A 23084-nucleotide genomic window follows, 5' to 3' on the forward strand; every position below is an offset into this window, starting at 1 on the left:
GCCGGCACGATCTAGTCGTCGTCGGCGGAGCCCTCGCGGCTGGCGAGCAGCCGCCGCAGGGACTCCAGGCGGGCGGGATCCGCGTGCCCCTCCGCGACGTAACGGTCGAGGGCGCAGTCGTCGTCGCCGAGATGGGTGCAGCCCTTGGGGCATTCGGTCGTGGCGTCCACCAGATCGGGGAAGGCGGCGAGCACGGTCTCCACCGAGATGTGGGCGAGCCCGAAGCTGCGCACCCCGGGGGTGTCGATGATCCAGCCGCCCCCCGGCAGTTCCAGGGCGACCGCCGAGGTGGAGGTGTGCCTGCCGCGGCCGGTCACGGCGTTCACGTGGGACACCGCCCGGCGGGCATGTGGCACCAGCTCGTTGACCAGGGTCGACTTGCCGACCCCGGAGTGGCCGACCAGCACGCTGATCCGGTCGGCGAGCGCCTCGCCCAGGTCGTCGACCGGGCCGCCCTTGCGCACGACCACGTACGGCACGCCGAGGGGCTCGTACAGCGCGACGAGGTCGTCGGCCGGGGCCAGGTCGGCCTTGGTGAGGCACAGCAGCGGCTCGATGTCGGCGTCGTAGGCCGCGACGAGCATCCGGTCGATCATCCGGGGGCGCGGCGGGGGATCGGCGAGCGCGGTGACGATGACCAGCTGGTCGGCGTTGGCGACGATGGGGCGCTCGATGTCGTCCACGTCGTCGGCGCTGCGGCGCAGCATCGAGGTGCGCTCCTCCACGCGGACGATGCGCGCCAGCGTGTCGGGCCGCCCGGTCACGTCGCCCACCAGCGCCACGCGGTCGCCCACCACGATGCCCTTGCGGCCGAGCTCACGGGCCTTCATGGCCACGACGAGGGTGCGCTCGCCCCGCCGTTTCTTCGGCGTCGTGGCGCGGGGGACGCCCTCACCGACCAGGCAGGTGTAACGCCCCCGGTCGACGGCCACCACGAAGCCCTCGACGGCCTCGCTGTGGGCAGGCCGGATCCGGGTCCGCGGCCGTGAGCCCTTGCCCGGCCGGACCCTGACGTCGTCCTCGTCGTAATGCCGCTTGCTCAGTGCCCGCGCCCCGATCGCCCGCCGTTCATGCCGTCTCCTCGCCCGGTGCGCTGCCCAGCATCGTGGCCCACATGCGCGGGAACTCGGGCAGCGTCTTGGCCGTCGTCGCGATGTTCTCGACCTCGACGCCCGGCACGACCAGGCCGATGACCGCGCCCGCCGTGGCCATGCGGTGGTCGGCGTAGGAGTGGAAGACGCCGCCGCTCAGCGGCCGGGGGTGGATCTCCAGGCCGTCGCCGGCCTCCCGGGCGTCGCCGCCCAGCCGGTTGATCTCCGTGGCGAGGGCGGTGATCCGGTCGGTCTCGTGCCCCCGGATGTGCGCCACACCCCGGATGCGGGACGGCCCGTCGGCCAGCGCGGCGAGCGCGGCGATCGTGGGGGTGAGCTCGCTGACGTCGTGCAGGTCGGCGTCGATGCCGTGCACCCTGCCCTCGCCGGTGACCCGCAGGCCCTCCGGCACCCGCTCGACCCGCGCGCCCATCTCGGCGAGCAGCCCGCGAAGCGCGTCGCCGCCCTGCGTCGTCTCCTCCGGCCAGTCGGGCACGACGACCGAGCCGCCGGTGACCAGGGCCGCCGCGAGGAAGGGAGCGGCGTTGGACAGGTCGGGCTCGACCGTGACGTCCCTGGCCCGGATCGGGCCGGGCAGCACCCGCCACACGTCGCGCTCGGAGTCGTCCACTTCGACCCCGGCCTGGCGCAGCATCTGCACGGTCATCTCGATGTGCGGCATCGAGGGGACGGGCGGCCCGTCGTGTCGCACCGTCACGCCCTTTTCGAAGCGCGCGGCGACCAGCAGCAGGCCGCTGACCATCTGCGAGGAGGCCGACGCGTCGAGGGTGACCTCACCGCCGGGAATCGGCCCGCGGATCGTGAACGGCAGCGCGTCGTTGTCCACCGACGCGCCGAGCGCGCGCAGCGCGCCCAGGATCGGGCCCATCGGCCGCTTGCGCGCGTGCGCGTCGCCGTCGAAGAAGACCGGTCCGTCGGCCAGCGCGGCGACCGGGGGCACGAACCGCATCACGGTCCCGGCCAGCCCGACGTCCACCGACGCCCCGCCGCGTACGGGATGCGGGGTCACCGACCAGTCCACGCTGTCGGCGCTCTCGTTGGACGGCGTCATCTCGGCGCCGAGCGAGCGCAGCGCGGCCGCCATCAGGTCGGCGTCGCGGCTGCGCAGCGCGAGCCGTACGGTGCCGGGGGCGTCGGCCAGCGCGGCGAGCAGCAGCGCCCGGTTGGTCACCGACTTCGAGCCGGGCAGGCGGACCGTCGCACGGACCGGCTCGGCCGCCACCGGGGCGGGCCAGAGCGGCGCGGCGGCGTTCTTTCCGACCCCGTGCTGATCGACCCCGTGCTGATGGGTGCCGTTCTGATCGATGCCGTGCGGCACGGCGCCGCCGGACGCGGACTGCGGAGAGGCCATGCCGCAAGCTTAGTCGCGCACACTTGTCCGCACCGTCGCGAGAGCGCGGGCGGCCCGCCCGAGTGGCAGTCTTGGGGGCATGTGCGGGAGGTACGCGTCTGCGCGCAAGAAGCAGGAGTTGCTGGAGGAGTTCCAGGTCGAGCTGGACGGGGTGCCCGACCAGCTGCCCGGCGGCGAGCTCCGGCCCGACTACAACGTCGCGCCCACGAAGAACGTGTACGCGGTCATGAGCCGGGTGCCGAAGGACGACGGCGGCGAGCGCCCGGGCGACGAGCCGGTGAGGCAGCTGCGGGTCGTCCGGTGGGGGCTCGTGCCGAGCTGGGCCAAGGACCCGTCCGTGGGCGCGCGGATGATCAACGCCAGGGTGGAGACCGTGGCGGAGAAGCCGTCCTACCGCAGGGCGCTGAAGTCGCGGCGCTGCCTGATCCCCGCGGACGGCTACTACGAGTGGATGCCGCTGGAGGGGAAGAGGAAGCAGCCGTTCTTCATCCATCCCGCCGACGGCGGCGTGCTCGCGATGGCCGGCCTGTACGAGTTCTGGAAGGACCCCACCCGGCCGGACGACGACCCGCTGAAGTGGCTGTGCACCTGCACGGTGATCACCACCACGGCGGCGGACAAGCTGGGGCGCATCCACGACCGGATGCCGATGATGGTCGAGCGCGACCGCTGGACGGAGTGGCTCGACCCGCGCGTGACCGACCCCACCGGCCTGCTCGTCCCGGCGGGCCCGGACCGGCTGGAGGCGTACGCCGTCTCCGACGCGGTCAACAGTGTCCGCCACAACGGGCCCGAGCTGATCGAGCCCCTCGAAGGGGACGACGTCCCGCGCCTGTTCTGACGTACGACGGCACCCGCTACCCGCGCCGGCGGCCGGTGGGCAGGTCAGGGGTGTAAGCGGCGCGCGAAGTGGGCATCCGTTCGAGAAAGCGGCCGCACGGTAGGTGATCGGCCGCGGACCTTCCAGGAGACCGGGGACTCCTGGACGGGTGACTCCCCCACTCCCGGAGGTGCGGATTCGTGGACGTCGCGACCGCGCGTATGCGCCTGGAAAGCATGCTCGCCGAGCTCGACCGGTCGATCAGCGTGCTGCGTGGGGATCCGGCCGCCGGACGCGACAGATCGCTCGCCGACGCGGGAGCCGACCTCACCGACGCCGACCGGACCCGGGCCATGCTCGACGCCGCCTCCCGGCAGCGTACGGCCGTGCTGGCCGCGCTGCGGCGGCTGGACGACGGCGGTTACGGCCGCTGCGTCGACTGCGGCACGCTCGTGCCCGAGGGCAGGCTGGAGGCCCGCCCCGAGGCGGCCCGCTGCGTGCAGTGCCAGTCGCGGGCCGAGCGCCGCCGGTGACGGGCGCCTCACCGCCCGGACGCCCGCCCAGGCGAGCGTCCGGGGGAGACGTTCACAAGGGCTTGCGGGCGCTGGCCACCAGGTGGATGCCGACGGTGTCGTCGCCGTCGGCCTCGGTCTCCAGCTCGGTGCGGACCAGCCACGACAGCGACTTGCTCTCCCCGCTCAGCACGTGGTCGACGGTGGAGGGGGACAGCACGGTGCGCGGGCGCACCCACTCCACCTCCAGGCCGGCCCCCGTGATCAGCTCGCGGATCTGCTGGCTGGTGAAGCAGCGGGTGATGCTGCCGTCGGGCCAGGGGATGAGCATGACCTCGCCCGTCTGGCACAGATGCGCCCAGTAGTTCTGCTCGGCCAGGATCGCCATGCCGAGGACCAGCGAGTCGACGCACAGCAGCGCCCGCCCGCCGGGCCGCAGCACCCGGGCCACGTCCTCGATGACGGACTCGGCCATGATCTCGACCGACAGCACGCGCTCCTCGGCGATCACGCCGTCCACGCTGCCGTCGGGCAGGAAGCCCAGGTTGTCGGCGCGCACCTTCTGTATTCGCTCGGAGGCGTCACGCAACCACGGTTCCGCCGGCCTGCGGAAGTCCATGACCTCGATCACCCGGTGCCCGCCGCGCGCCGCCTGGGCCGGCCACCGTCCCCGTCCGCCGGACAGGTCCAGCAGCAGAGAGGGGCGGCCGGGCAGCCACTGGCGCAACTGTTCGGCGACGACCGCGTGATAAAAGGTCCAGTACGGCCCCAGCGTGCCCGAGCCGTTGAGTTCGTTGGCCGGTATAGGCAGCACGAGCGACTCCTGGACTCTGGCTGCCCCGCGCATGGGCGTGCGACAGCGAAACTCGGTTTCCGGGCTACCAAGCCGGTGCTTACTTTTTTCCCCGCACCGGGTCGTTCGTCACCTCAATCTGCACCGGGAACAGACTCTACGCCCGCCCTGTTGCAGTTGGGCATGAAGACGTTGGTGCTGCCAGAAGGCCTCGACGGGCTGGACGTTGCCGGGCCGGTATCCTCGGCTGGGTACGGTGTCCTGAAGGGGGTGGGTCCGGTCTCCAAGACAGCCGAGGAGACTCTGGAGCAGCGCAGCGAGCGGTTCGAGCGCGACGTCATGCCGTTTCTCGATCAGCTCTACTCGGCCGCGCTCCGGATGACCCGAAACGCAGCGGATGCGGAGGATCTTCTCCAGGAGACCTTCGCCAAGGCCTTCGCCTCCTTCCATCAGTTCCAGGAGGGGACGAACCTCAAGGCCTGGCTCTACCGCATCCTCACCAACACGTTCATCAACAGCTACCGGAAGAAGCAACGGGAGCCCAAGCAGGCGGGCACCGAGGAGATCGAGGACTGGCAGCTCGCGCGGGCGGAGTCGCACACGTCGAGCGGGCTGAAGTCGGCCGAGATCGAGGCGCTCGAGCACCTTCCCGACAGTGACGTGAAGGACGCTCTCGCCGCGCTCCCCGAGGAGTTCCGCATCGCCGTCTATTTGGCGGACGTCGAGGGCTTCCCGTACAAGGAGATCGCCGACATCATGGGCACGCCCATCGGGACCGTGATGTCGCGCCTTCACCGTGGCCGCCGGCAGCTGCGCAACCAGCTTGAGGACTACGCGCGCGAGCGCGGCCTCGTGCGGTCGGACTCCCGCGGCGCGGGTCTCGGCGGGACGCTTGGCGAGGAGGAGCGATGAGCTGCGGGAAACACCACGACACCCCGTGTAGCGAGGTGCTCGACCGGGTGTACACCTACCTGGACGGTGAGCTGGACAACGACCGCATCGCCGTGATCAGGAAGCACCTCGACGAGTGCTCCCCCTGCCTGGAGGAGTACGGGCTCGAGGAGGCCGTCAAGCGGCTCGTGGCCAAGCACTGCGGGTGCGACCCCGTCCCGCACGACCTGCGCAGCAAGGTGCTCACCCGGATCGCGCAGGTACGCGCCCAGATGGTGGAGTAGCACAGGACTGGTCCGGGCTCGTTCGCCGGTTGTGGGAGGCTGAGGCCGGCGCGTCTTTTCGCCGCGCCCTGCCGCCGCCGCCGGCCGTGTCTCCACCGTGGGGGCGTGACCGGGCCGTGCCGGGGCAATGCTCGTTAGGATCTTCCGTTACGGGCGGGGAAGGACGGGGACATGCGGGCACTGATCACGGGCGGGGCGGGGTTCATCGGGTCCACCCTCGTCGATCGGCTGTTGGCGGACGGCCACGAGGTCGCGGTGGTGGACGACCTGTCGTCCGGCCACATGCGCAATCCCGACGCCCCCCTGCACGTCATGGACGTGCGCGACCCCGCGCTGGCCGAGCTCGCGGAGCGCTGGCGGCCGGAGGTCGTCTGTCACCTCGCCGCGCAGATCAGCGTGCGCAGGAGCGTGGCCGACCCGGTGACCGACGCCAGGGTCAACGTCGAGGGCACGGTGAACGTCCTGGAGGCCGCGCGCCGCGCTGGAGCCCGCAAGATCGTCTACGCCTCCTCCGTCGCCGTCTACGGCAGGCCGGCCGTGATCCCGGTGCCCGGCGACGCCCCCGCCGATCCCCGCTCGCCGTACGCCGCCTCCAAGCTCAGTGGTGAGCTGTACCTCGCCACCTACCGGGCGCTGTACGGGCTCGAATACACCACGCTCGTGCTGTCGAACGTCTACGGGCCGCGCCAGTCGCCCGAGGGCGAGGCCGGGGTGGTCGCCATCTTCACCGACGCCCTGCTCGCGGGAAAGCCCACGGTCGTGTTCGGCGACGGCTCCCAGACGCGTGACTACGTCTTCGTGGAGGACGTGGTGGACGGCTTCGCCCGCGCCTGCGGGCCGCAGGGCGACGGGCGCCGGATCAACCTCGGCACCGGCGTCCAGACCACCGACCGCGAGCTGCACCGCCTGATCGCCGCGGCGGCCGGAGCGCCCGACGAGCCGGGCTTCGAGCCGCCTCGCCTGGGCGACCTGCCCGCGATGGCCGTCGACCCCGCCCCGGCGTACGAGGCCCTTGGCTGGCGTCCCCGGCACGACCTGCCCACGGGCCTCAAGGCCACCGTCGAATGGGCCCGCCAGGCACTCGTCTGACCGGCTTCGGCCACCACCGGCCGTGAACCGGCCGTCCACGGCGGACGTCTCAGCGATGTGATGCGCCTGCGCCCGATCGTCGTTCTCGTCGCCGCTGCCGTGTGCGCGGGAGCCGTACTGGCCGGGTGCGCTGCGGAGCCGAAGGCGGTGCCGGACGCGTGCCCGCAGCGCTGGGGCGGGGAGGGCGTCGGCGCCTGGGTGCCGGACGCCGTGGACGTGGACGGCGCGGACGAGTCGCTGGTGCCCGGCTCGCCGGTCCGCGCGCTGGTCTGCGCCTATCCCGGCGTCAACACCGACCCGGGCGGCGAACGGCTGGGCGGGTCGCGGACGCTGACGGACCAGGCGGCGGTGATGGCCCGCGACCTCGCGTATCTGCCGGTGACCACCGGCAAGGCCGATGGTTTGTGCACGCTGATGGGCGGGCCGATGACGAACTACCTGGTCCGGTTCGCGTACGCCGACGGCTCGGCGCTGTGGGTGGGCAGCGCCGAGGAGGTGAACTCCTGCGTCACGACGACGAACGGCACAGTGCGGACCCGCTCGTACGTCGGGAAGGCCCTGACCACCGCCTACCGGGAGGGCGCGTGGCGGATGCCGCGGCCCGACGACCCCTGCCGGGCCGTCAACGACCGCCGGGGCCGGCAGGACACCATGGTCCCGGAGGGTCCGCAGTGGGTCCTGGTATGCCGGGACGAGGGCGAGAAGCGGCCGCCCAGGCGGGAGCACGGCGTGGCGGCGGCCCGGGACCTCGCGGCGGCGCTCAACGACCTGGACACGGAGCCGAGCGAGCACGGGTGCCAGGAGGGAGGCCCGGAGGCGGACCACCGTGCCTACCGGCTGGTCTTCGGATACGCCGAGGGGCCGCCCGCGGGTGTGCACGTCCGGTACGGCTGCACGCCCGGCGTCGACAACGGCATGCTCCAGGCCGAAGTGGACGACGACGTCCGTCGGCTCATGGCCCGGATGACCCCCTGAAACGGCACCGACATACCGGTGCAATTGCACGCGGTGTGATGGCTTGGTTACGGTTTGGCTGCGATGGTCGCGACATCCCGGACCGGCGGTCGGCCCTTCTGTAGCCTGAGTGCGACATCGACGTGGAGGCGGCGCAATGCTTGGGAAGACCGTCGTCAGGCTGATAGTGGCGCTGGCGCTGCTCACTCCGGTGGTGGCTCTGGCCGGTCTCGCGGCCGGCACCCCGGGGATCTCCTGGACGTAGTCACTGCCCGTGGGCCGGTCCGGCAGGATCGGCCCACGGGTCCGAACCGCATTCAAGGTGGCCGCCATGCGGGAACTGCCGTGGCCCGCCAGGGTCTACTTCGTCGCACTCGTCGGAACCGCGGGTCTCGTGATCACGCGTGGTCTTCTCTCGCATCACGGGCTCGTGGCGGAGGACTGGTCGGCGCTTCTCGTCCTGGCGCTGCTCTTCCTGCTCTGCGAGTCGGTGCCGACGCTGCTCAACGTGCCGCACGTCGCGATGTCGGTGAGCTTCTCCGCCGCGCTGGCCGCCGTGGTGCTGGTCGGCCCGGTGGGTGCGGCCCTGGTCGGGCTGGCCGCCGTCGTGAGTGTGCGCCCCGGCCTGCCGATGGTGAAACGGCTGTTCAACGGCGCGCAGTACGCGCTGTGCGGGTACGCCGCCGGGTGGGCGTACGAGAGCGCGGGGGGACGGGCCACGCTGCCGGAGCCCTCCGACTTCCCGGCCATCCTCGTGCCGTACGCCGCGGCGACGGTGGTCTTCGTGGCCGTCAACTTCGCGCTGACCGCGGTCATCCTGCGGCTGGCGTCCGCGGTGCACAGAGACCAGGTGTCGTTCCGCGCGACGGTGCAGTTCCTGAGCTCCTACGTCGGGTTCGCCACCTTCGGCCTGCTGATCGCGGCCCTGTGGTCGACGGTGCAGTCGATCTCGGCCGTGCTCGTGCTGCTGCCGCTGTTCGTGGCGCGGTGGGCGCTGGGGCACTACCACGCCGAGCAGCGGGCGTACGACGCGACCATCGCGGCGCTGTGCCAGGCGGTGGAGACGAAGGACTACTACACGCGCGGGCACTGCACGCGGGTCTCCGCGGCGTCCTCGATGATCGCCGAAGAGATCGGGATGGGCACCGAGCGGCTGCGCGCGATCCGTTACGCGGGCATGCTCCACGACGTGGGCAAGCTCGGCGTGCCGACCAAGGTGCTGCAGAAGGACGGCCGCCTGACCGAGGAGGAGTACGCCGCGATCCAGCTCCACCCGATGCGCGGGCTGGAGATCGTGCGGGGCATCGACTTCCTCGACGAGGCGTTCGCCGGGATCATGCACCACCATGAACGACATGACGGCAAGGGCTATCCGATGGGCCTGGCCGGCTCGGAGATCCCCGAGTTCGCCCGGATCATCGCGGTGGCCGACGCGTTCGACTCCATGACCTCCGACCGCTCCTACCGGAAGGCCAAGTCGATCGAGTTCGCGGTGGCGGAGCTGCGCAAGAACGCCGGGACCCAGTTCGACCCCGACATGGTGTGCGCGTTCGTCAAGGCGCTCGACCGGCACGGCTGGGACATGGCGCAACCGGTGCCCGTCCCCCTGGACGACGCCGCCGTGGAGACCACCGTGAAGGACCACGACGACCCGACGACGCCCATCCAGGTGGTGTCGGAGCGGTGAGAGAGCGTCGGCTGACGGCCAGGCCCGGGGGGCTCGACTCTGGCCAGCTCCTGCTCATCTGCGCCGCCGGGATGCTGACCGTGGCGGGGATCGCTCACACCGCCGCGGTGGGCCTGAGCGACGCGCGGGTCGCCATCGGCTTCGGCGCGCTCATCGCGGCCGGGGAGCTGGCCCGGCTCACGATGCCGGGCAACCGCGAGGTCGCCCCGATCTCGACTGCCGCCTCCCTCGGATACGCCCTGCTGCTCGACGTCGGCGGACGGCCGGCGAACCACTCGGCCCTGCAGGTCGTGGCGGTGATGGCGGTCGGCATGATCGCGGGCGGGCTGCCGCACCTGGCGGTCGGCCGGCCGCCGCGTCTCGACGCGATGGCCCGGCGCCTGCTCGCCGGGTCGTTGCTCGCCTTCGCCTACCGGCCGCTCAGCGGCCCGCTGGGGGAGCTCGCGCGGGACACCGACCGGCACGGCAACTGGTGGCCGGCGCTCGGCGTGATGGCCGTGCTCGTGACGGTCATGCTCGTGGCAGACGTGGTGATCGCGGCCATGCTCCGGGCCGACCAGGTCAGGACCGCGTTCGGCGTGGCCGTACGGGACGAGATCAGGATGGGCGCGCCGCTCGGCGCCGCCGTCGCGGCATCGGGCATCCTGCTCGCGCTCGCCTCGCACAGCATGGACATGACCGCGCTGCCCGCGTTCGCCGCGCCGCTGCTCGTCACCCAGGTGGCGTTCCGCAAGTACGCCGGCATCCGGGCGACCTACCTGCAGACCGTGCGCGCGCTGAGCCGGGTCACCGAGGTCGGCGGCTATGTCGAGCCGGGCCACTCGCGCCGCGTCAGCCAGCTGTCGGTGGCCATCGGCCGGGAGCTGGGCATGGCCGAGCCGCAGTTGCTGGAGCTGGAATATGCCGCGCTCATGCACGACATCGGCCAGTTGTCGCTGCGCGACCCGATCCCCGGCGGCGCGACCGTGCTGGCCGACCCCGCGCAGGCGCGGCGGATCGCCGAGCTGGGCGCCGAGGTGATCAGGAAGACCGGCGTCCTCCACGGCGTCGCGGAGATCGTCCGGCGGCAGTGCGAGACGCTCGGCGAGTCGCCGCCCATCGCCAGCCGCATCATCAAGGCCGCCAACGCGTACGACGACCTGGTGGGCGGATCGACCGACAGGGACCGCGCGGCGGCGGCGCTGGAGCGGCTGCGCCTCGACGGGGGATCGGCCTACGACCCCGGCGTGGTGGAGGCGATGGCGCGCGTCGTCGACCGGCTCGTGCTCGTCACACGCTTGTAGCAGACGTTGCATCGAAACGTCTCCAGCGGCGCGCCGGGCCCGTCGTCGTTGTGGCGACCCTACAGATTCGGCCCCCGCGTTCAGTCGGAAGGGGCGGGGGGACGGAGCGGGGGATCACCCTAGAGTTGAGTGCGTGCTCGACTCAGTTCTCGTCGCCAATCGTGGTGAAATCGCCCGCCGGATCATCCGTACGGTGCGGGGCATGGGGCTGCGCGCCATCGCGGTCCACTCCGAGGCGGACGCCGACCTGCCGTTCGTGCGTGAGGCCGACGACGCCGTGCTGCTCGGTCCCGCGAACCCGGCCCAGAGCTACCTCGACGTCGACAAGGTCCTCCAGGCCGCCCGTACGACCGGCGCGCAGGCGATTCACCCCGGATACGGGTTCCTCGCGGAGAACGCCGCGTTCGCCCGTGCGGTGATCGACGCCGGTCTCGCCTGGATCGGCCCGGACCCCAAGGCCATCGAGCAGATGGGCGACAAGATCAACGCCCGCAACCTGATGGAGTCCGCGGGCGTGCCGGTCGCCGCCGGCACCAGGGAGCCGGTCTCCGACCTCGCGCAGGCCGAGCGGGCCGCCGAGGAGATCGGGTTCCCCGTGATGGTGAAGGCGGCCGGCGGGGGCGGCGGGATCGGCATGGGCGTGGCGCGCGACGCCGAGTCGCTGGCCAAGGCGTTCGAGCAGGCCTGCAGGGCGGCGGCCCGCTTCGGCGGCGAGCCGGCCATCCTGCTCGAGCGCTACATCGAGCGGGCCAGGCACGTCGAGGTGCAGATCCTCGGCCTCGCCGACGGCACCGTGGTCGCCCTGGGCGAGCGCGACTGCTCCGTCCAGCGGCGTCACCAGAAGGTCGTGGAGGAGAGCCCGTCCCCCGGCGTGTCCCCGGAGCTGCGCGAGCGGATGCTCGCGGCGGCCGTACGGGCGGGCGAGGCCGTGGCCTACCGCGGCGCGGGCACGGTGGAGTGCCTGGTGGACGCGGACGCCCAGGACTTCGTCTTCCTGGAGATGAACACCCGGCTCCAGGTGGAGCACCCCGTCACCGAACTGGTCACCGGTCTCGACCTCGTGGAGCACCAGATCCGGATCGCGGCCGGTGAGACCTACTCCCTCGAACCGCGCGTCAACGGCCACGCGATAGAGTTCCGCGTCTACGCCGAGGACCCCCGCAGGTTCCTGCCGGGTCCTGGCAAGATCGGCGTGTGGGAGGAGCCGGCGGGTGAGGGAGTGCGCATCGACTCGGGATATGCGGCGGGCAACACCGTCACGCCGTTCTACGATCCGCTGATGGCCAAGCTCTGTGTCGCCGGCGCCACCCGCGAGGAGGCGCTGGAGCGGGGCCGGGAGGCGGTCGCCGCGTTCCGCATCGAGGGCCCGAAGAACAACCTGCCGTTCTGCGCCGAGTTGCTCGACCATCCCGAGTTCGTGAGCGGGAACTACGACACCGGGCTGGTCTCCCGGATGAGAAAAGCCTGATCTGCTGAATTACGTTGAGGGGAGTGCCCGGGTGGCCGAGGTGCGCGCCGAAATGGTGGCGAACGTCTGGAAGATCCTCGTGAGCGAGGGCGGGGTCGTCGAAGAGGGCGACACCCTGGTGATTCTGGAGTCGATGAAGATGGAGATCCCCGTCGTCGCCGAGGACGCCGGGACCGTCTCGAAGCTCCACGTGAACGAGGGTGACGTCGTCCAGGAGGGAGACCTGATCGCCGTCATCGAGTAGCGCGGGCCGGGCGTTCGGAGACGGGATGTTCGGAGACGGACGTTCGGAGACGGGATGTTCAGAGACGGGAGAGGAACCGCTCCCGGTCGACGACGACCCGCTCGATCGTGCCCGTGGCGACCAGGGCGCCGGTCTTGTCGACGGCCCTGACGGCGAAGACGAGCCGCCTGCCGTCCACCTCCGTGAGCTCGACGCCGATCTCGACGTGCATCCCGACCGGGCTGGGCAGCCGGTGCTCGATCAGCACCCTGGTCCCCACCGTGGTCTGCCCCGGCTCCAGCTGATGCTGGACGGCCTTGACCGTGGCTCCCTCGGCGAACGACAGCAGCCGCGGCGTGCCCAGCACCGGCACGTCGCCGCTGCCGACCCGGATCGCCGTGTCCGAGCGCTCCACCATGATGAGGACCTCGGCGCGCAGACCTGGAGCAACACTCATGCGGGTCAGCCTATTGGGTCGTCGCTCCCCGGTGCCTGCGGAGGCCGGAGGCAACTAAACGGGGCCCGGAAGCGTCTTAGATGGCAGCGGGGACTCCATTTGCTTTCCGGGCGGCCGAGGCGGGCAGCGGTTAAGGTGGTGCACTGTGGACCTCTACTGCGATCACTGCGGCCGTCCGGCCTGCAGCGGTGATCACGCGGCCTGTCTGGCCGCCAGGGCGATGGAGCCACCGCGTTACTGCCCGCACTGCCGCCGCCGCATGATCGTCCAGGTCACGCCCAGGAACTGGACGGCACGGTGCTCGGTGCACGGTAGTACGGGCGGGTAACAGGTAGGCTCGACCTTCGATCCCCCGAGCCTGGATCCCTTACGCGTACAGGGTTCCGTGAAGTTGTCGTTATCAACCCGCGACACGAACCTGCTTTGTTGGACACCTTCGGGGGTCGATTGACTTAGGGGGTACGGGGCGCAAATGGTGGCCCAAGGTATGACCCTGGCTGGGCGTTACCGGTTGGACGCCCGGCTCGGCGCCGGGGGCATGGGCGAGGTATGGCGTGGTGAGGACACCGTCCTCGCGCGTACCGTCGCCGTCAAGGTGCTTCTCCCCGGTCGTCTCGACGACCCTGGATTCGCCGTCCGCTTCCAGGGCGAGGCGCGCGCGATGGCGACCATCAACCACCCCGGTGTCGTCGACGTCTACGACTACGGGGTCACCGAGGTCCCCGGCGACGGGTCCACCGCGTACCTTGTCATGCGGTTCGTCGACGGCGAGCCGCTCGACCGCCTGCTGATGCGCCTCGGCCGCATCGGCGCCGAGCCCGCGATGGAGCTCATCGCGCAGGCGGCCTCCGCCCTCCAGGCCGTGCACGAGCGGGGGATCGTGCACCGGGACGTCAAGCCGGGCAACCTGCTGGTGCGGTCCGACGGCACGCTGGTGCTGACCGACTTCGGCATCGCCCGCGCCGACCAGGGCAGCCGCCTCACCGACGCCGGAATGGTGCTCGGCACCGCGGCCTACTGCGCGCCGGAGCAGGCCGAGGGCGCTCCGGTCACGCCCGCCGTCGACATCTACGCGCTGGGCGTGGTGGCGTACGAGTGCCTGGCCGGGCAGCGTCCCTTCGACGGCGACTCGCCGGTGACGATCGCGCTCAAGCACATCCGCGAGGAGCCGCCGCCGCTGCCGCCGGACGTGCCGCCCGCCGTCCGGGCCATCGTCGAACGGGCCATGTCGAAGGATCCGGCGCGCCGCTGGCCGTCCGCCGCCGCGATGAGCCAGGCCGCCCGGCAGTCGGTGCTGCCTCCCGGTGCCGCGATGCCCGGCGCCGTGCTCCCGGACGCCGCGCCCGGCTATGGCCCGCAGGGTCTCGCCGGAGGGGGATACGGCCCGCAGGGCGTCACGGGGGCCCCGGCCTCCACCGGCATGGGGGCCCTGCCTCCGCCCACGGGCGCGGCCACCCAGGCACACCCCTACCAGGGCGGGCAGGAGGCCGTGCCGGCCACCGGCGCCACTTACCGCGTCACGCGGGAGTCGTGGAACGACGCCCCGGCCGTGCCGCCGACGACCGTCGCCTCCGCGCAGCAGCAGGGCTCCCGTACGGCGCGGCGCGCGGCGCAGCGGTCCAAGAGCGGCAAGGGGCTGCCCGTCGCGGCCGGTGTGGCCGCGTTCGCCGTCGTCGGCGGTCTGGCCGTCCTCGGCATCAACATGGCCTCGGCCGGGCCGGGCGTCGCCGAGTCGCCCGCTCCGTCCCTGACGGTGGCCACCACTGACCCGTCCCCGAGCGCGACACGGACCCGCAACCCGCGGCCCTCCGCGAGCCCGTCCCACGAGGTGCCGGTGACGCAGCCGAGCCCGCCTCCCAGGACGAGGAAGCCGAGCCCCACGCCGAGCCCTACTCCCAGCCCGACACCGAGCCCCACCGCCTCCCCGACGCCCTCGCCGAGCCAGACGAAGGGCCTCGTCAAGGTGCCCGATCTCAAGGGCCTGCCCGAGAGCTCCGCGCTGGCGCGCCTCAACATGCTGGGTCTCAGCCCGAAGCCCGCCTACGACGGCGAGGGGGACTGCAAGGGAACGGTCGTCAACCAGAAGCCGGCCGCGAACACGATGGTCAAGGAGGGCACGGCGGTCACATTCACCGTGAAGAAGGACTGCCCGCCCCCCTCGCCCAGCCCGTCGCCCAGCGTGGGCGGGAGCCGCTCTCCCGCGGCGTCCTGAGGCAGGCCGGACGGGAGCCCCGCGCGACGGACGTACGCGGGGCTCCGCCGGTGGTCACACCCCGTCGTTACACCCCGGTCGTGTTGCGCGGGTAGGCGATCGCCGGGTCGGTGGCGATGTTCACCAGGTAGGGCACGCCGGAGTCGAAGGCGCGGCGCAGCGCCGGGCCGATCTCGTCCGGCGACGTGACGAGCTCCCCGCCGCCGCCGAGCGCGGTCACGACCTGGTCATAACGGCACTGCGGCTGGAGCTCGGCCGCCACGTCGTAGCCGTACAGCATCTGCATGGGGTGCTTCTCCAGGCCCCACATGCCGTTGTTGCCGCAGATCATGACGACCGGCAGGCGGTGGCGGACCAGCGTGTCGACGTCCATCAGTGAAAAGCCCGCCGCGCCGTCGCCGAGCAGCAGCACGACCTGCGACGACGGCCGCGCGAGACGTGCCGCGATGGAGTAGCCGAGCCCGGTGCCGAGGCAGCCGTACGGGCCGGGGTCGAGCCAGTTGCCGGGCCTGCGCGGCTCGACGTACTTGCCGGCGTAGGAGACGAAGTCGCCGCCGTCGCCGATGACGACCGCGTCGTCGGCGAGCACCTTGTTCAGCTCGCCATAGATGCGCATCGGGTGGATCGGGTCGGCGTCCGACTCCAGCAGGGGGGCGTCCCCGGCGATCGCCGCCGCCGCGGCCTCGCTCAGCCTGCTCACCCACGGCTCGTACGCCTTGGGGTTCACCCCGGCGGCCCCGCAGGCGGCCGACAGGCCCCAGAAGATGACCGACAGGTCGCCGGCGGCCGAGCCGGACAGGCCGGTGTGCGTGGCGAGCTGCGAGGGCGCGTCGGCGATGTGCACGACCCTGGCGAGCGGTGCGCCCTCCTTGCCGCCGAACCAGCCGTACGCGAGCCGGAAGTCGAGCGGGGTGCCGACGACGATGACGAGGTCGGCCTGGCCGAAGGCGACGCCCCGGGCGCGGGTGACCAGCAACTCGTGCCCGGAGGGCAGGATGCCGCGGCCCTGGCCGTTCGGGACGACGGGCAGGCGCCACTCCTCGGCGAAGTCGCGCGCGGCCTCCTCGGCGCGCTCCATCCAGACGTCGGAGCCGAGCACGAGCACCGGGCGCTCGGCCTCGGCGAGCAGCCGCGCGATGCCGGCGAGGGCCTCGGAGTCGGGCTCGAGGGGCGACGGGGTCAGCGTCTCCGACATGTACTCGGGCGACGGGGAGAACAGGTCGTCCATGTAGACGTCCAGGAACACCGGGCCGCGGTGCGGGGCCAGGGCGGTCCTGAAGGCCATCTCGACGTCCTGCCCGATGGAGTCCGCACCCGACCCGGTGAAGGCGAGCTTGGTGATGGGCGCGAACAGCGGCGGATGGTCCATCTCCTGCAGCGCCCCGGAGCCCCAGCGGGAGCGCGGGGCGCGCCCGCCGAGCACGACGACCGGGGAGCCGTTGAAGTGGGCGGTCGCGACCCCCGAGACGCCGTTGGTGACGCCGGGGCCGGCCGTGAGCACGGCGAGGCCGGGCTTGCGGGCGAGCCGGGCCGTCGCCTCGGCCGCGAACACCGCGCTCTGCTCGTGGCGCACGTCCAGGATGCGCATGTTCTGATGGACGGCCCCGTCGTACAGGGGGAAGACGTGCCCACCGGACAGCGTGAACATCGTGTCCACGCCGTAGGCCTGGGAGACGGCGACGGCGATGTCGCCTGCGTGTTTGGGGGACTCCATACGGTGAAACCTACCAGTCGGTCACTTTGGGGGTGTTTCAGAAGTCATGCCCTGTCGCGCGCCGGGCAGCACCTCGACACTCCCTTCGGAACAGGGGACGGCCGATGCCCTCCAGCCACAGGAGAACCTCGGTCACTCCCGCTGATGCCCGGTGTCGCCGCGGCTACTCCGCCCCCGCAGGCTGGGATTCCAGCCGGTCGCCCGCGAGTGGGCGTCAGAGGGTCTGGGAGAGCGCCTTGATGGGCATCCTGAGGCCGGCGAGCAGCTCCAGGTCGCGCTCGGGCGCGCGGCCCAGGGTGGTCAGGTAGTTGCCGACGATGATGGCGTTGACGCCGCCCAGCATGCCGTCCCTCGTGCCGAGGTCGCCCAGGGTGAGCTCGCGGCCCCCGGCGTAGCGCAGGATCGTACGCGGCAGGGCGAGGCGGAACGTGCCGATCGTCTTCAGCGCCTCGGTGCCCGGTAGGAGGGGCTGGTCGGCGAACGGCGTGCCCGGTCGGGGGTTGAGGAAGTTGAGCGGCACCTCGTCGGGCGCCAGCTCGCCCAGCTGGGCGGCGAACTCGGCCCGCTGCTCCAGCGTCTCTCCCATGCCGACGATGCCGCCGCAGCACAGCTCCATGCCCGCCTCACGAACCATGAGGCAGGTGTCCCAGCGCTCCTCCCAGGTGTGCGTGGTGACCACGCGGGGGAAGTGCGACCGGGCGGTCTCCAGGTTGTGGTTGTAGCGGTGGACCCCCATCTCGGCCAGTTCGTCCACCTGCGCCTGGGTGAGCATGCCGAGGGAGCAGGCCACGTTGATGTCGACCGCCTCGCGGATCGCCTTGACGCCCTCGCGCACCTGGTCCATCAGCCGCGGGTCGGGTCCGCGTACGGCCGCGACGATGCAGAACTCCGTCGCCCCGGTCGCGGCCGTCTCGACGGCCGCCCGGACGAGCGAGGGGATGTCGAGCCAGGCCGCGCGCACCGGCGAGGAGAACTGGCCGGACTGCGAGCAGAAGTGGCAGTCCTCCGGGCAACCGCCGGTCTTCAGCGAGACGATGCCCTCCACCTCGACCTCGGGACCGCACCACTTCATCCGCACCTCGTGCGCCAGCGCGAGCAGGCCGGGCAGGCGCTCGTCGGGCAGCGTCAGGCACTCGAGCGCCTGGGCCGCGTCGAGACCCCTGCCCTCGTCCAGAACCCGAACGCGGGCGATCTCCAGGATGTCGGTCGTCACGCGGCACTCCCCTGGGTCCTCGGCGTCACTCCTGTCACAGGGGCAGCTTAAAGGTCGAGCGGAACGCGGCCGGGTCGAACATGCCGCCGAGGGTGGGCGCGAGCCCGGCGTGGGCGGTGCGGGCGAACGCCTCCCGGCCGAGCGTGCCCGCGCCCTCCGGCAGCGCGCCCGACAGCGGCCGGGCGGCGAGCATCTCCAGGTCGGCGACGTTCGACCGCTCGGCGAGCCCCGGATCGGCCGGCCACGACCCGATCACCACGCCCGCCGGGTCGAGGCCCCGGCCCGCCATGGCTTCGAGCGTCAGCGCCGTGTGGTTGAGCGTGCCCAGGGCGGCGCGCGTCACCACGAGGACGGGGGCGTGCAGCCGCCGCGCCAGGTCGGCGAGCGTGCCGCCCTCCTCGTCGTAGCGGACCAGCAGGCCCCCGGCGCCCTCGACGAGGACCAGCCGGTGCGACTCGGCCAGCTCCTCGATCCGCGCCGCCGCCGACGTGAGCGACAGCGGCGGCATGCCGGAGACGCGGGCCGCCGCGGCGGGGGAGAGCGGATCGGGATACCGCGCCATCTCGAAGGTCGTCGTCACCCCCGACAGGCGGATCACCTCGTCGAGGTCCCCCGGTTCCCCGGCCGCCACCCCGGTCTGCGCCGGCTTCACCACCGCGACCGTAGCGCCCCGCTCAAGGGCCAGGACGGCCACCGCGGCCGTCACCACCGTCTTCCCGACCCCGGTGTCCGTCCCTGTCACAACGAGAACACTCATGCCCGCGAGGGTAGAGCCTGACCGCCCGCGAGGCGGGAGACATGATCAGGGGCGGCGGAGGCGGGTGACGAACTTGTAGCGGTCGCCGCGGTAGAGCGACTGGGCGTACTCGACCGGGTTGCCGTCGGCGTCGAAGGCGTGCCGGGTCAGCAGCAGCATGGGCAGGCCGACGTCCACGCCCAGCACCTGGGCGTCGTACGGCGTGGCGAGCACGGTCTCTATGACCTCCTCGGCGTCGGTCAGCCGCACGTTGTAGGCGTTGTGCAGCGTCTCGTACAGGGAGGAGTGCACCTCCAGTTCGCGCCGCAGGCGGGGGAACCTGCGGGCGGACAGGTGCGTGGTGTCGATGGACATCGGCTCGCCGTTGGCCAGGCGCAGGCGGTGGATCCGCAGGACCCGGCTGCCGGGGTTGATGGCCAGCCGCCGCCCGAGCGCCTCGTCGGCCGTGATGTAGCTGATGTCGAGGATCTTGGTGTCCGGCTCCAGGCCGACCGTGCGCAGGTCACCGGTATAGGAGGTGAGCTGCAGGACCTGGGCGACCTTGGGCTGGGCGACGAACGTGCCCTTGCCCTGGATGCGCAGCAGCCTCCCCTCGACCACGAGCTCCGAGAGCGCCTGCCGGACCGTCGTCCGGGATGTCTCGAAGCGCACCGCCAGGGCGCGCTCGGGCGGGAGCGCGCTGCCCGCGGGCAGGCTCTTGGTGAGCTCCAGAAGACTGCGCTTCACGTCGTAGTACTTCGGAACCCGGGGAGAGTCCTCGCTGTGCTCCGTCACCTGTCCACCCTCAACTCGGCCACATCGCCCAACTCAGGCAACATCGTCAACTGGGCCACAGCGGTGAGCGCACCCCGGACCACCGCGAGATCATCGGACCCCAAATCGGCCCTCGCGGTCAACCGCAAACAGGACCGGCCCCGAGGCACCGACGGTGGGCGGAAGCATCCCACGCGGACCCCGAGTTCCGCACACAGGGCTGCCGCCGACAGGGCGAGCCCGGGCGAGCCGAGCACGACCGGCACGACGGCGGCCGCCGGATCGGCCGTCTCCAGGCCGAGCTCGCGGGCCAGCGCGGCCAGTTCCCCGGCTCTCGAACGGGCGCGTCCGGGCAGGTCAGCGGCGCTTTCCAGGATATCGACAGCGGCCAGGGCGGCACCGGCGCAGGTCGGGGCGAGGCCGGTGTCGAAGATGAACGACCGGCCGGTGTCCACGAGCGTGCCGATCACCTCGGGGGCGCCCAGAACCGCGCCGCCCTGTGATCCGAGAGACTTCGACAACGTGACGGTTCTCACAATGTCCGCACAGCCGGCGAGGCCCGCCGCGTGCACGGCGCCCCTGCCGTGGTCGCCCACCACGCCGAGCGCGTGGGCCTCGTCCACCACCAGCAGCGCGCCGTGCCGTACGGCGGCCTTGTGGAGGGCGCGCAGCGGCGCGAGGTCGCCGTCGACGGAGAAGACGGCGTCGGTGACGACGAGGGCGTGCTCCTCGGCACGCCCGGCCAGGGCCTTGTCCACCGCCTCCGCGTCCCCGTGCGGCGTCACCACGACCCGCGACCGCGACAGCCGGCAGGCGTCCACGATCGAGGCGTGGTTGCCGGCGTCCGAGACGATCAGACCGCCCCGCCCGAGGGCGGCGACCGCCGCGAGGTTGGCGAGATAGCCCGAGGAGAACACCAGGGCCCCGGCCGCTCCGGTGAACGCGGCGAGCCGGTCCTCCAGCTCGGCGTGGAGCCGGGTGGAGCCGGTGACCAGACGTGACCCCGTCGAGCCTGCTCCCCACTCCCTGGTGGCCCGTACGGCCGCCTCGACGAGCCGCTCGTCCCGCGAGAGCCCCAGATAGTCGTTGGAGGCCAGGTCGAGCAGGCCGTCGTGGCCGGGCGTGCGCGGACGGAGAACGCGGCGCAGGCCCGCCGCCTCCCGCTCGGCGGCGGCCGCGCGCAGTCTGTCCAACGGCCCTGTCATGAGGTGCATCTTGCCAGGTGGCGATGGTCGATTCGCTTTCGACCCGGACGGCGGCGCATCATGCAGTCGTGCCGACTCTCAGCGACCTGGTGTCGCGTCACACCGCACTCGATCCCGCCGGCGTCGACTGGATCCACTCGCTGGTCTCGGACTGGCAGTTGCTGGCCGATCTGTCGTTCGCCGACCTCATTCTGTGGGTGCCCGACCAGGGCGGCACGAGGTGGGTGGCGGTGGCCCAGATGCGGCCCACGACCGGGCCCACCGTCTATCACGACGACGTCGTGGGCATGTCCATCGCGGTCGGGGAGCGGCCGCTGATCGACGTGGCCTGGACCGAGAACCGCATCTGCAGGGAGGGCGACCCCGACTGGTCCAGCGGTGTTCCGGTGCGCGAGGAGACGATCCCGGTGCGGCGCGACAGGGACGGCCCGATCATCGGGGTCATCCAGCGCTCGACCAACCTGTCGTCGGCGCGCACGCCGTCCCGCCTTGAGCTGACCTACCTGCAGAGCGCGTCCGATCTGGCGCAGATGGTCGCCGAGGGCAGGTTCCCCTTCGCGGAGGCGGAGCCGATCCTGGTCAGATCGCCCCGGGTGGGCGACGGCCTGCTCCGCCTGGACAAGGCCGGGCGGGTCACCTACGCCTCGCCCAACGCGCTGTCGGCCTACCGCAGGCTCGGCCTGCACGCCGATCTGGTGGGGGCGGACCTGGGGAAGACGACCGCCGCCCTCTGCTACTCCGACGAGCCGATCAACGAGGACCTGATGCTCGTCGCCAGCGGGCGGGCCCCCCGTGAGACCGAGGTGGAGAACGGCGGCACGGTCGTGCAGCTACGGGCGATCCCGCTGATCGTCGGCGGGGGCCGCATCGGCGCGCTGGTGCTGATCCGCGATGTGACCGAGCTGCGGCGGCGCGAGCGGGAGCTGCTCACCAAGGACGCGACGATCCGCGAGATCCACCACCGGGTCAAGAACAACCTGCAGACCGTGGCCGCGCTGCTGCGGCTCCAGGCGCGCCGGCTCAACAACCCCGAGGGCCAGGAGGCGCTGAACGAGGCCGTACGGCGGGTCGGCTCGATCGCGATCGTCCACGAGATCCTCGCCCAGATGCCGGAGGAGATGGTCGAGTTCGACGACATCGCCGACCGGGTCATCGCGATGACGGCGGAGGTGGCGCTCGCGCAGGTGGCCATCAAACGTGTCGGCAGCTTCGGCGTGCTGCCCGCCGCGGTCGCGACCCCCATCGCGATGGTGCTGACCGAGTTGCTGCAGAACGCGGTCGAGCACGGGTTCGCCCATTCCTCCGGGAACGTCCAGGTCGTCGTCTCCCGGGACGCCGACCGGCTGGAGTTCGTGGTGGCCGACGACGGCAAGGGCCTGCCCGAGGACTTCGACCTGGAGGCCACGGGGAGCCTCGGTCTTCAGATCGTCCGCACGCTGGTCGTCGGCGAACTGTCGGGCCGCCTTGGTGTGGCCGGGAGAGACGGCGGAGGCACCGAGGTCAGCCTCAGCATTCCCGTGCAGCCGAGCTGATCCCCGGTTGATTCCCCTGGGCCTCGATCTCCCGCGGGCCGCGGGGCCCTCGGGTGCGCGGGCGGCTCCACAGGGGGTCCCGCCGTGCGGCACCCGTGTGGGGGATGCCATAGTGGACGCGATGCGTTGGTGGACAGACGGCCCTGTGGGCGGGAGGCTACGCGGCAGTCCCTGCCCGGCTCCGCTGCCCCGCGATCCGGTGAATGCCGTGACAGGCATTCACCGAAGGCGTTCGCGTGCGGCGGGGGAGTCAGACGGCGGCGCGGGCGCGGGCGCGAGCCGTACGACGCTTCAGGGCGCGACGCTCATCCTCGCTGAGCCCGCCCCAGACTCCGGCGTCCTGACCCGACTCGAGGGCCCACTTGAGACAGGACTCGGCGACCGTGCATCGCCGGCATACCTGCTTGGCCTCTTCGATCTGCATGAGCGCCGGACCAGTGTTCCCGATCGGGAAGAACAGCTCGGGGTCCACGTCACGGCAGGCAGCGCGGTGGCGCCAGTCCATGCGTTCCACTCCTTCGTAAGGCGGAGCCTCCGTGGCTCCTCTGGCCGTCAACTTTGTGAACTCTTTCACTAGCTGATGCGAACGATCACCCGGATCCAGGGTGGGGGCCGGGCTTGTCCGCGTGCTCGCCGGGGCACCTTCCGGAGGCTGTGGTCTCCGTAAAGGTCCTACGTTCCGACGTCGTAGTTCAGCTTTTCAGCCGTTCCAACACCACACAAGAGGTTTGGGAGAAGGTTTTGCCCCTTGTGGCTGTCGGATGCGTCACACTA

23 protein-coding genes are annotated in these 23084 nt (G+C 71.9%); 13 read left to right on the forward strand and 10 right to left on the reverse strand.

The annotated features are described in order from the left end of the window. Nucleotides 1-11: 11 nt before the first annotated feature. The gene (rsgA, locus tag FLX08_RS28000) at nt 12-1043 is read right to left on the reverse strand and encodes a ribosome small subunit-dependent GTPase A (RefSeq protein ID WP_142623046.1); all 1032 of its coding nucleotides are present in this window, start codon (nt 1041-1043) and stop codon (nt 12-14) included. A gap of 25 nt (nt 1044-1068) precedes the next feature. Further along, nucleotides 1069-2463, reverse strand: coding sequence for a 3-phosphoshikimate 1-carboxyvinyltransferase (gene aroA, locus FLX08_RS28005; RefSeq protein WP_142623048.1), 1395 nt, complete (start codon nt 2461-2463; stop codon nt 1069-1071). 79 nt (nt 2464-2542) lie between these two features. Between aroA and FLX08_RS28010 the strand changes: the two genes are divergently transcribed. Together FLX08_RS28010 and FLX08_RS28015 are read left to right on the forward strand one after the other, a co-directional pair. Beyond that, nucleotides 2543-3304, forward strand: a complete 762-nt coding sequence (locus tag FLX08_RS28010) for an SOS response-associated peptidase (protein ID WP_142623050.1) — start codon at nt 2543-2545, stop codon at nt 3302-3304. 179 nt (nt 3305-3483) lie between these two features. After that, nucleotides 3484-3816 carry a TraR/DksA family transcriptional regulator gene (locus tag FLX08_RS28015; protein ID WP_142623052.1) on the forward strand — a complete coding sequence of 111 codons (333 nt, stop codon included), beginning with the start codon at nt 3484-3486 and terminating at the stop codon, nt 3814-3816. 52 nt (nt 3817-3868) lie between these two features. Here FLX08_RS28015 and FLX08_RS28020 read toward each other — a convergent pair whose 3' ends face one another. Next, the gene (locus FLX08_RS28020; RefSeq protein ID WP_142623054.1) at nt 3869-4609 is read right to left on the reverse strand and encodes a class I SAM-dependent methyltransferase; all 741 of its coding nucleotides are present in this window, start codon (nt 4607-4609) and stop codon (nt 3869-3871) included. Between the two features lie 318 nt (nt 4610-4927). Here FLX08_RS28020 and FLX08_RS28025 point away from each other — a divergent pair, with 318 nt between their 5' ends. The 8 genes from FLX08_RS28025 to FLX08_RS28060 all read left to right on the forward strand — a co-directional run bounded on the left by FLX08_RS28025 (nt 4928) and on the right by FLX08_RS28060 (nt 12488). Further along, entirely contained in the window at nt 4928-5500 is a 573-nt protein-coding gene (locus FLX08_RS28025; RefSeq protein ID WP_239108967.1) for a sigma-70 family RNA polymerase sigma factor, read from the forward strand. Continuing rightward, the gene (gene rsrA / locus FLX08_RS28030; protein ID WP_142623056.1) at nt 5497-5763 is read left to right on the forward strand and encodes a mycothiol system anti-sigma-R factor; all 267 of its coding nucleotides are present in this window, start codon (nt 5497-5499) and stop codon (nt 5761-5763) included. The genes FLX08_RS28025 and rsrA overlap by 4 nt, the downstream gene beginning before the upstream one ends. Before the next feature lie 171 nt (nt 5764-5934). Next, nucleotides 5935-6852, forward strand: coding sequence for an NAD-dependent epimerase/dehydratase family protein (locus tag FLX08_RS28035; protein ID WP_142623058.1), 918 nt, complete (start codon nt 5935-5937; stop codon nt 6850-6852). A gap of 60 nt (nt 6853-6912) precedes the next feature. Beyond that, nucleotides 6913-7827 (forward strand): hypothetical protein, encoded by a 915-nt coding sequence (locus FLX08_RS28040; RefSeq protein ID WP_142623060.1) that lies wholly within the window; start codon nt 6913-6915, stop codon nt 7825-7827. A gap of 310 nt (nt 7828-8137) precedes the next feature. Further along, nucleotides 8138-9493, forward strand: a complete 1356-nt coding sequence (locus FLX08_RS28045) for an HD-GYP domain-containing protein (RefSeq protein WP_142623062.1) — start codon at nt 8138-8140, stop codon at nt 9491-9493. Further along, on the forward strand, nt 9490-10776 hold the full coding sequence (locus FLX08_RS28050) for an HD-GYP domain-containing protein (protein WP_244312939.1): 1287 nt from the start codon (nt 9490-9492) through the stop codon (nt 10774-10776). Before FLX08_RS28045 ends, FLX08_RS28050 begins: the two co-directional genes overlap by 4 nt. Before the next feature lie 133 nt (nt 10777-10909). Next, nucleotides 10910-12244: an acetyl-CoA carboxylase biotin carboxylase subunit gene (locus FLX08_RS28055; protein WP_142623064.1), complete on the forward strand. Its 1335-nt coding sequence runs from the start codon at nt 10910-10912 to the stop codon at nt 12242-12244. Between the two features lie 31 nt (nt 12245-12275). Next, entirely contained in the window at nt 12276-12488 is a 213-nt protein-coding gene (locus FLX08_RS28060; RefSeq protein WP_142623066.1) for a biotin/lipoyl-binding carrier protein, read from the forward strand. A gap of 58 nt (nt 12489-12546) precedes the next feature. Here FLX08_RS28060 and FLX08_RS28065 read toward each other — a convergent pair whose 3' ends face one another. Continuing rightward, nucleotides 12547-12924, reverse strand: a complete 378-nt coding sequence (locus FLX08_RS28065; protein WP_142623068.1) for a thioesterase family protein — start codon at nt 12922-12924, stop codon at nt 12547-12549. A gap of 145 nt (nt 12925-13069) precedes the next feature. Between FLX08_RS28065 and bsaP the strand changes: the two genes are divergently transcribed. Together bsaP and FLX08_RS28075 are read left to right on the forward strand one after the other, a co-directional pair. Next, nucleotides 13070-13252 carry a biotin synthase auxiliary protein BsaP gene (gene bsaP / locus FLX08_RS43595; protein WP_142623069.1) on the forward strand — a complete coding sequence of 61 codons (183 nt, stop codon included), beginning with the start codon at nt 13070-13072 and terminating at the stop codon, nt 13250-13252. 159 nt (nt 13253-13411) lie between these two features. After that, nucleotides 13412-15136 (forward strand): serine/threonine-protein kinase, encoded by a 1725-nt coding sequence (locus tag FLX08_RS28075; RefSeq protein ID WP_244312941.1) that lies wholly within the window; start codon nt 13412-13414, stop codon nt 15134-15136. Between the two features lie 67 nt (nt 15137-15203). Here FLX08_RS28075 and FLX08_RS28080 read toward each other — a convergent pair whose 3' ends face one another. The 5 genes from FLX08_RS28080 to FLX08_RS28100 form a co-directional block, all read right to left on the reverse strand. Further along, nucleotides 15204-16850, reverse strand: a complete 1647-nt coding sequence (locus FLX08_RS28080) for an acetolactate synthase (RefSeq protein ID WP_142623073.1) — start codon at nt 16848-16850, stop codon at nt 15204-15206. 214 nt (nt 16851-17064) lie between these two features. Next, nucleotides 17065-18063 (reverse strand): biotin synthase BioB, encoded by a 999-nt coding sequence (gene bioB / locus FLX08_RS28085; protein WP_142623075.1) that lies wholly within the window; start codon nt 18061-18063, stop codon nt 17065-17067. 34 nt (nt 18064-18097) lie between these two features. Beyond that, complete coding sequence (gene bioD, locus FLX08_RS28090) at nt 18098-18820, reverse strand: dethiobiotin synthase (RefSeq protein WP_142623077.1); 723 nt, start codon at nt 18818-18820, stop codon at nt 18098-18100. A gap of 45 nt (nt 18821-18865) precedes the next feature. Then, nucleotides 18866-19594, reverse strand: coding sequence for a GntR family transcriptional regulator (locus FLX08_RS28095; protein ID WP_030511441.1), 729 nt, complete (start codon nt 19592-19594; stop codon nt 18866-18868). Next, nucleotides 19591-20778, reverse strand: coding sequence for an 8-amino-7-oxononanoate synthase (locus FLX08_RS28100; protein ID WP_142623079.1), 1188 nt, complete (start codon nt 20776-20778; stop codon nt 19591-19593). Before FLX08_RS28100 ends, FLX08_RS28095 begins: the two co-directional genes overlap by 4 nt. 68 nt (nt 20779-20846) lie before the next feature. Here FLX08_RS28100 and FLX08_RS28105 point away from each other — a divergent pair, with 68 nt between their 5' ends. Further along, nucleotides 20847-22310, forward strand: a complete 1464-nt coding sequence (locus FLX08_RS28105; RefSeq protein WP_142623081.1) for a sensor histidine kinase — start codon at nt 20847-20849, stop codon at nt 22308-22310. Nucleotides 22311-22560: 250 nt separating this feature from the next. On the opposite strand, the gene FLX08_RS28110 is transcribed toward FLX08_RS28105, so the two are convergent. Beyond that, a complete protein-coding gene (locus tag FLX08_RS28110; RefSeq protein ID WP_030511444.1) occupies nt 22561-22815 on the reverse strand; it encodes a WhiB family transcriptional regulator in 255 nt (84 codons plus the stop codon). Between the last annotated feature and the right edge of the window lie 269 nt (nt 22816-23084).

Origin of the sequence: Microbispora hainanensis, from assembly GCF_006874475.1 — a bacterium.
GTDB lineage: Bacteria > Actinomycetota > Actinomycetes > Streptosporangiales > Streptosporangiaceae > Microbispora > Microbispora hainanensis.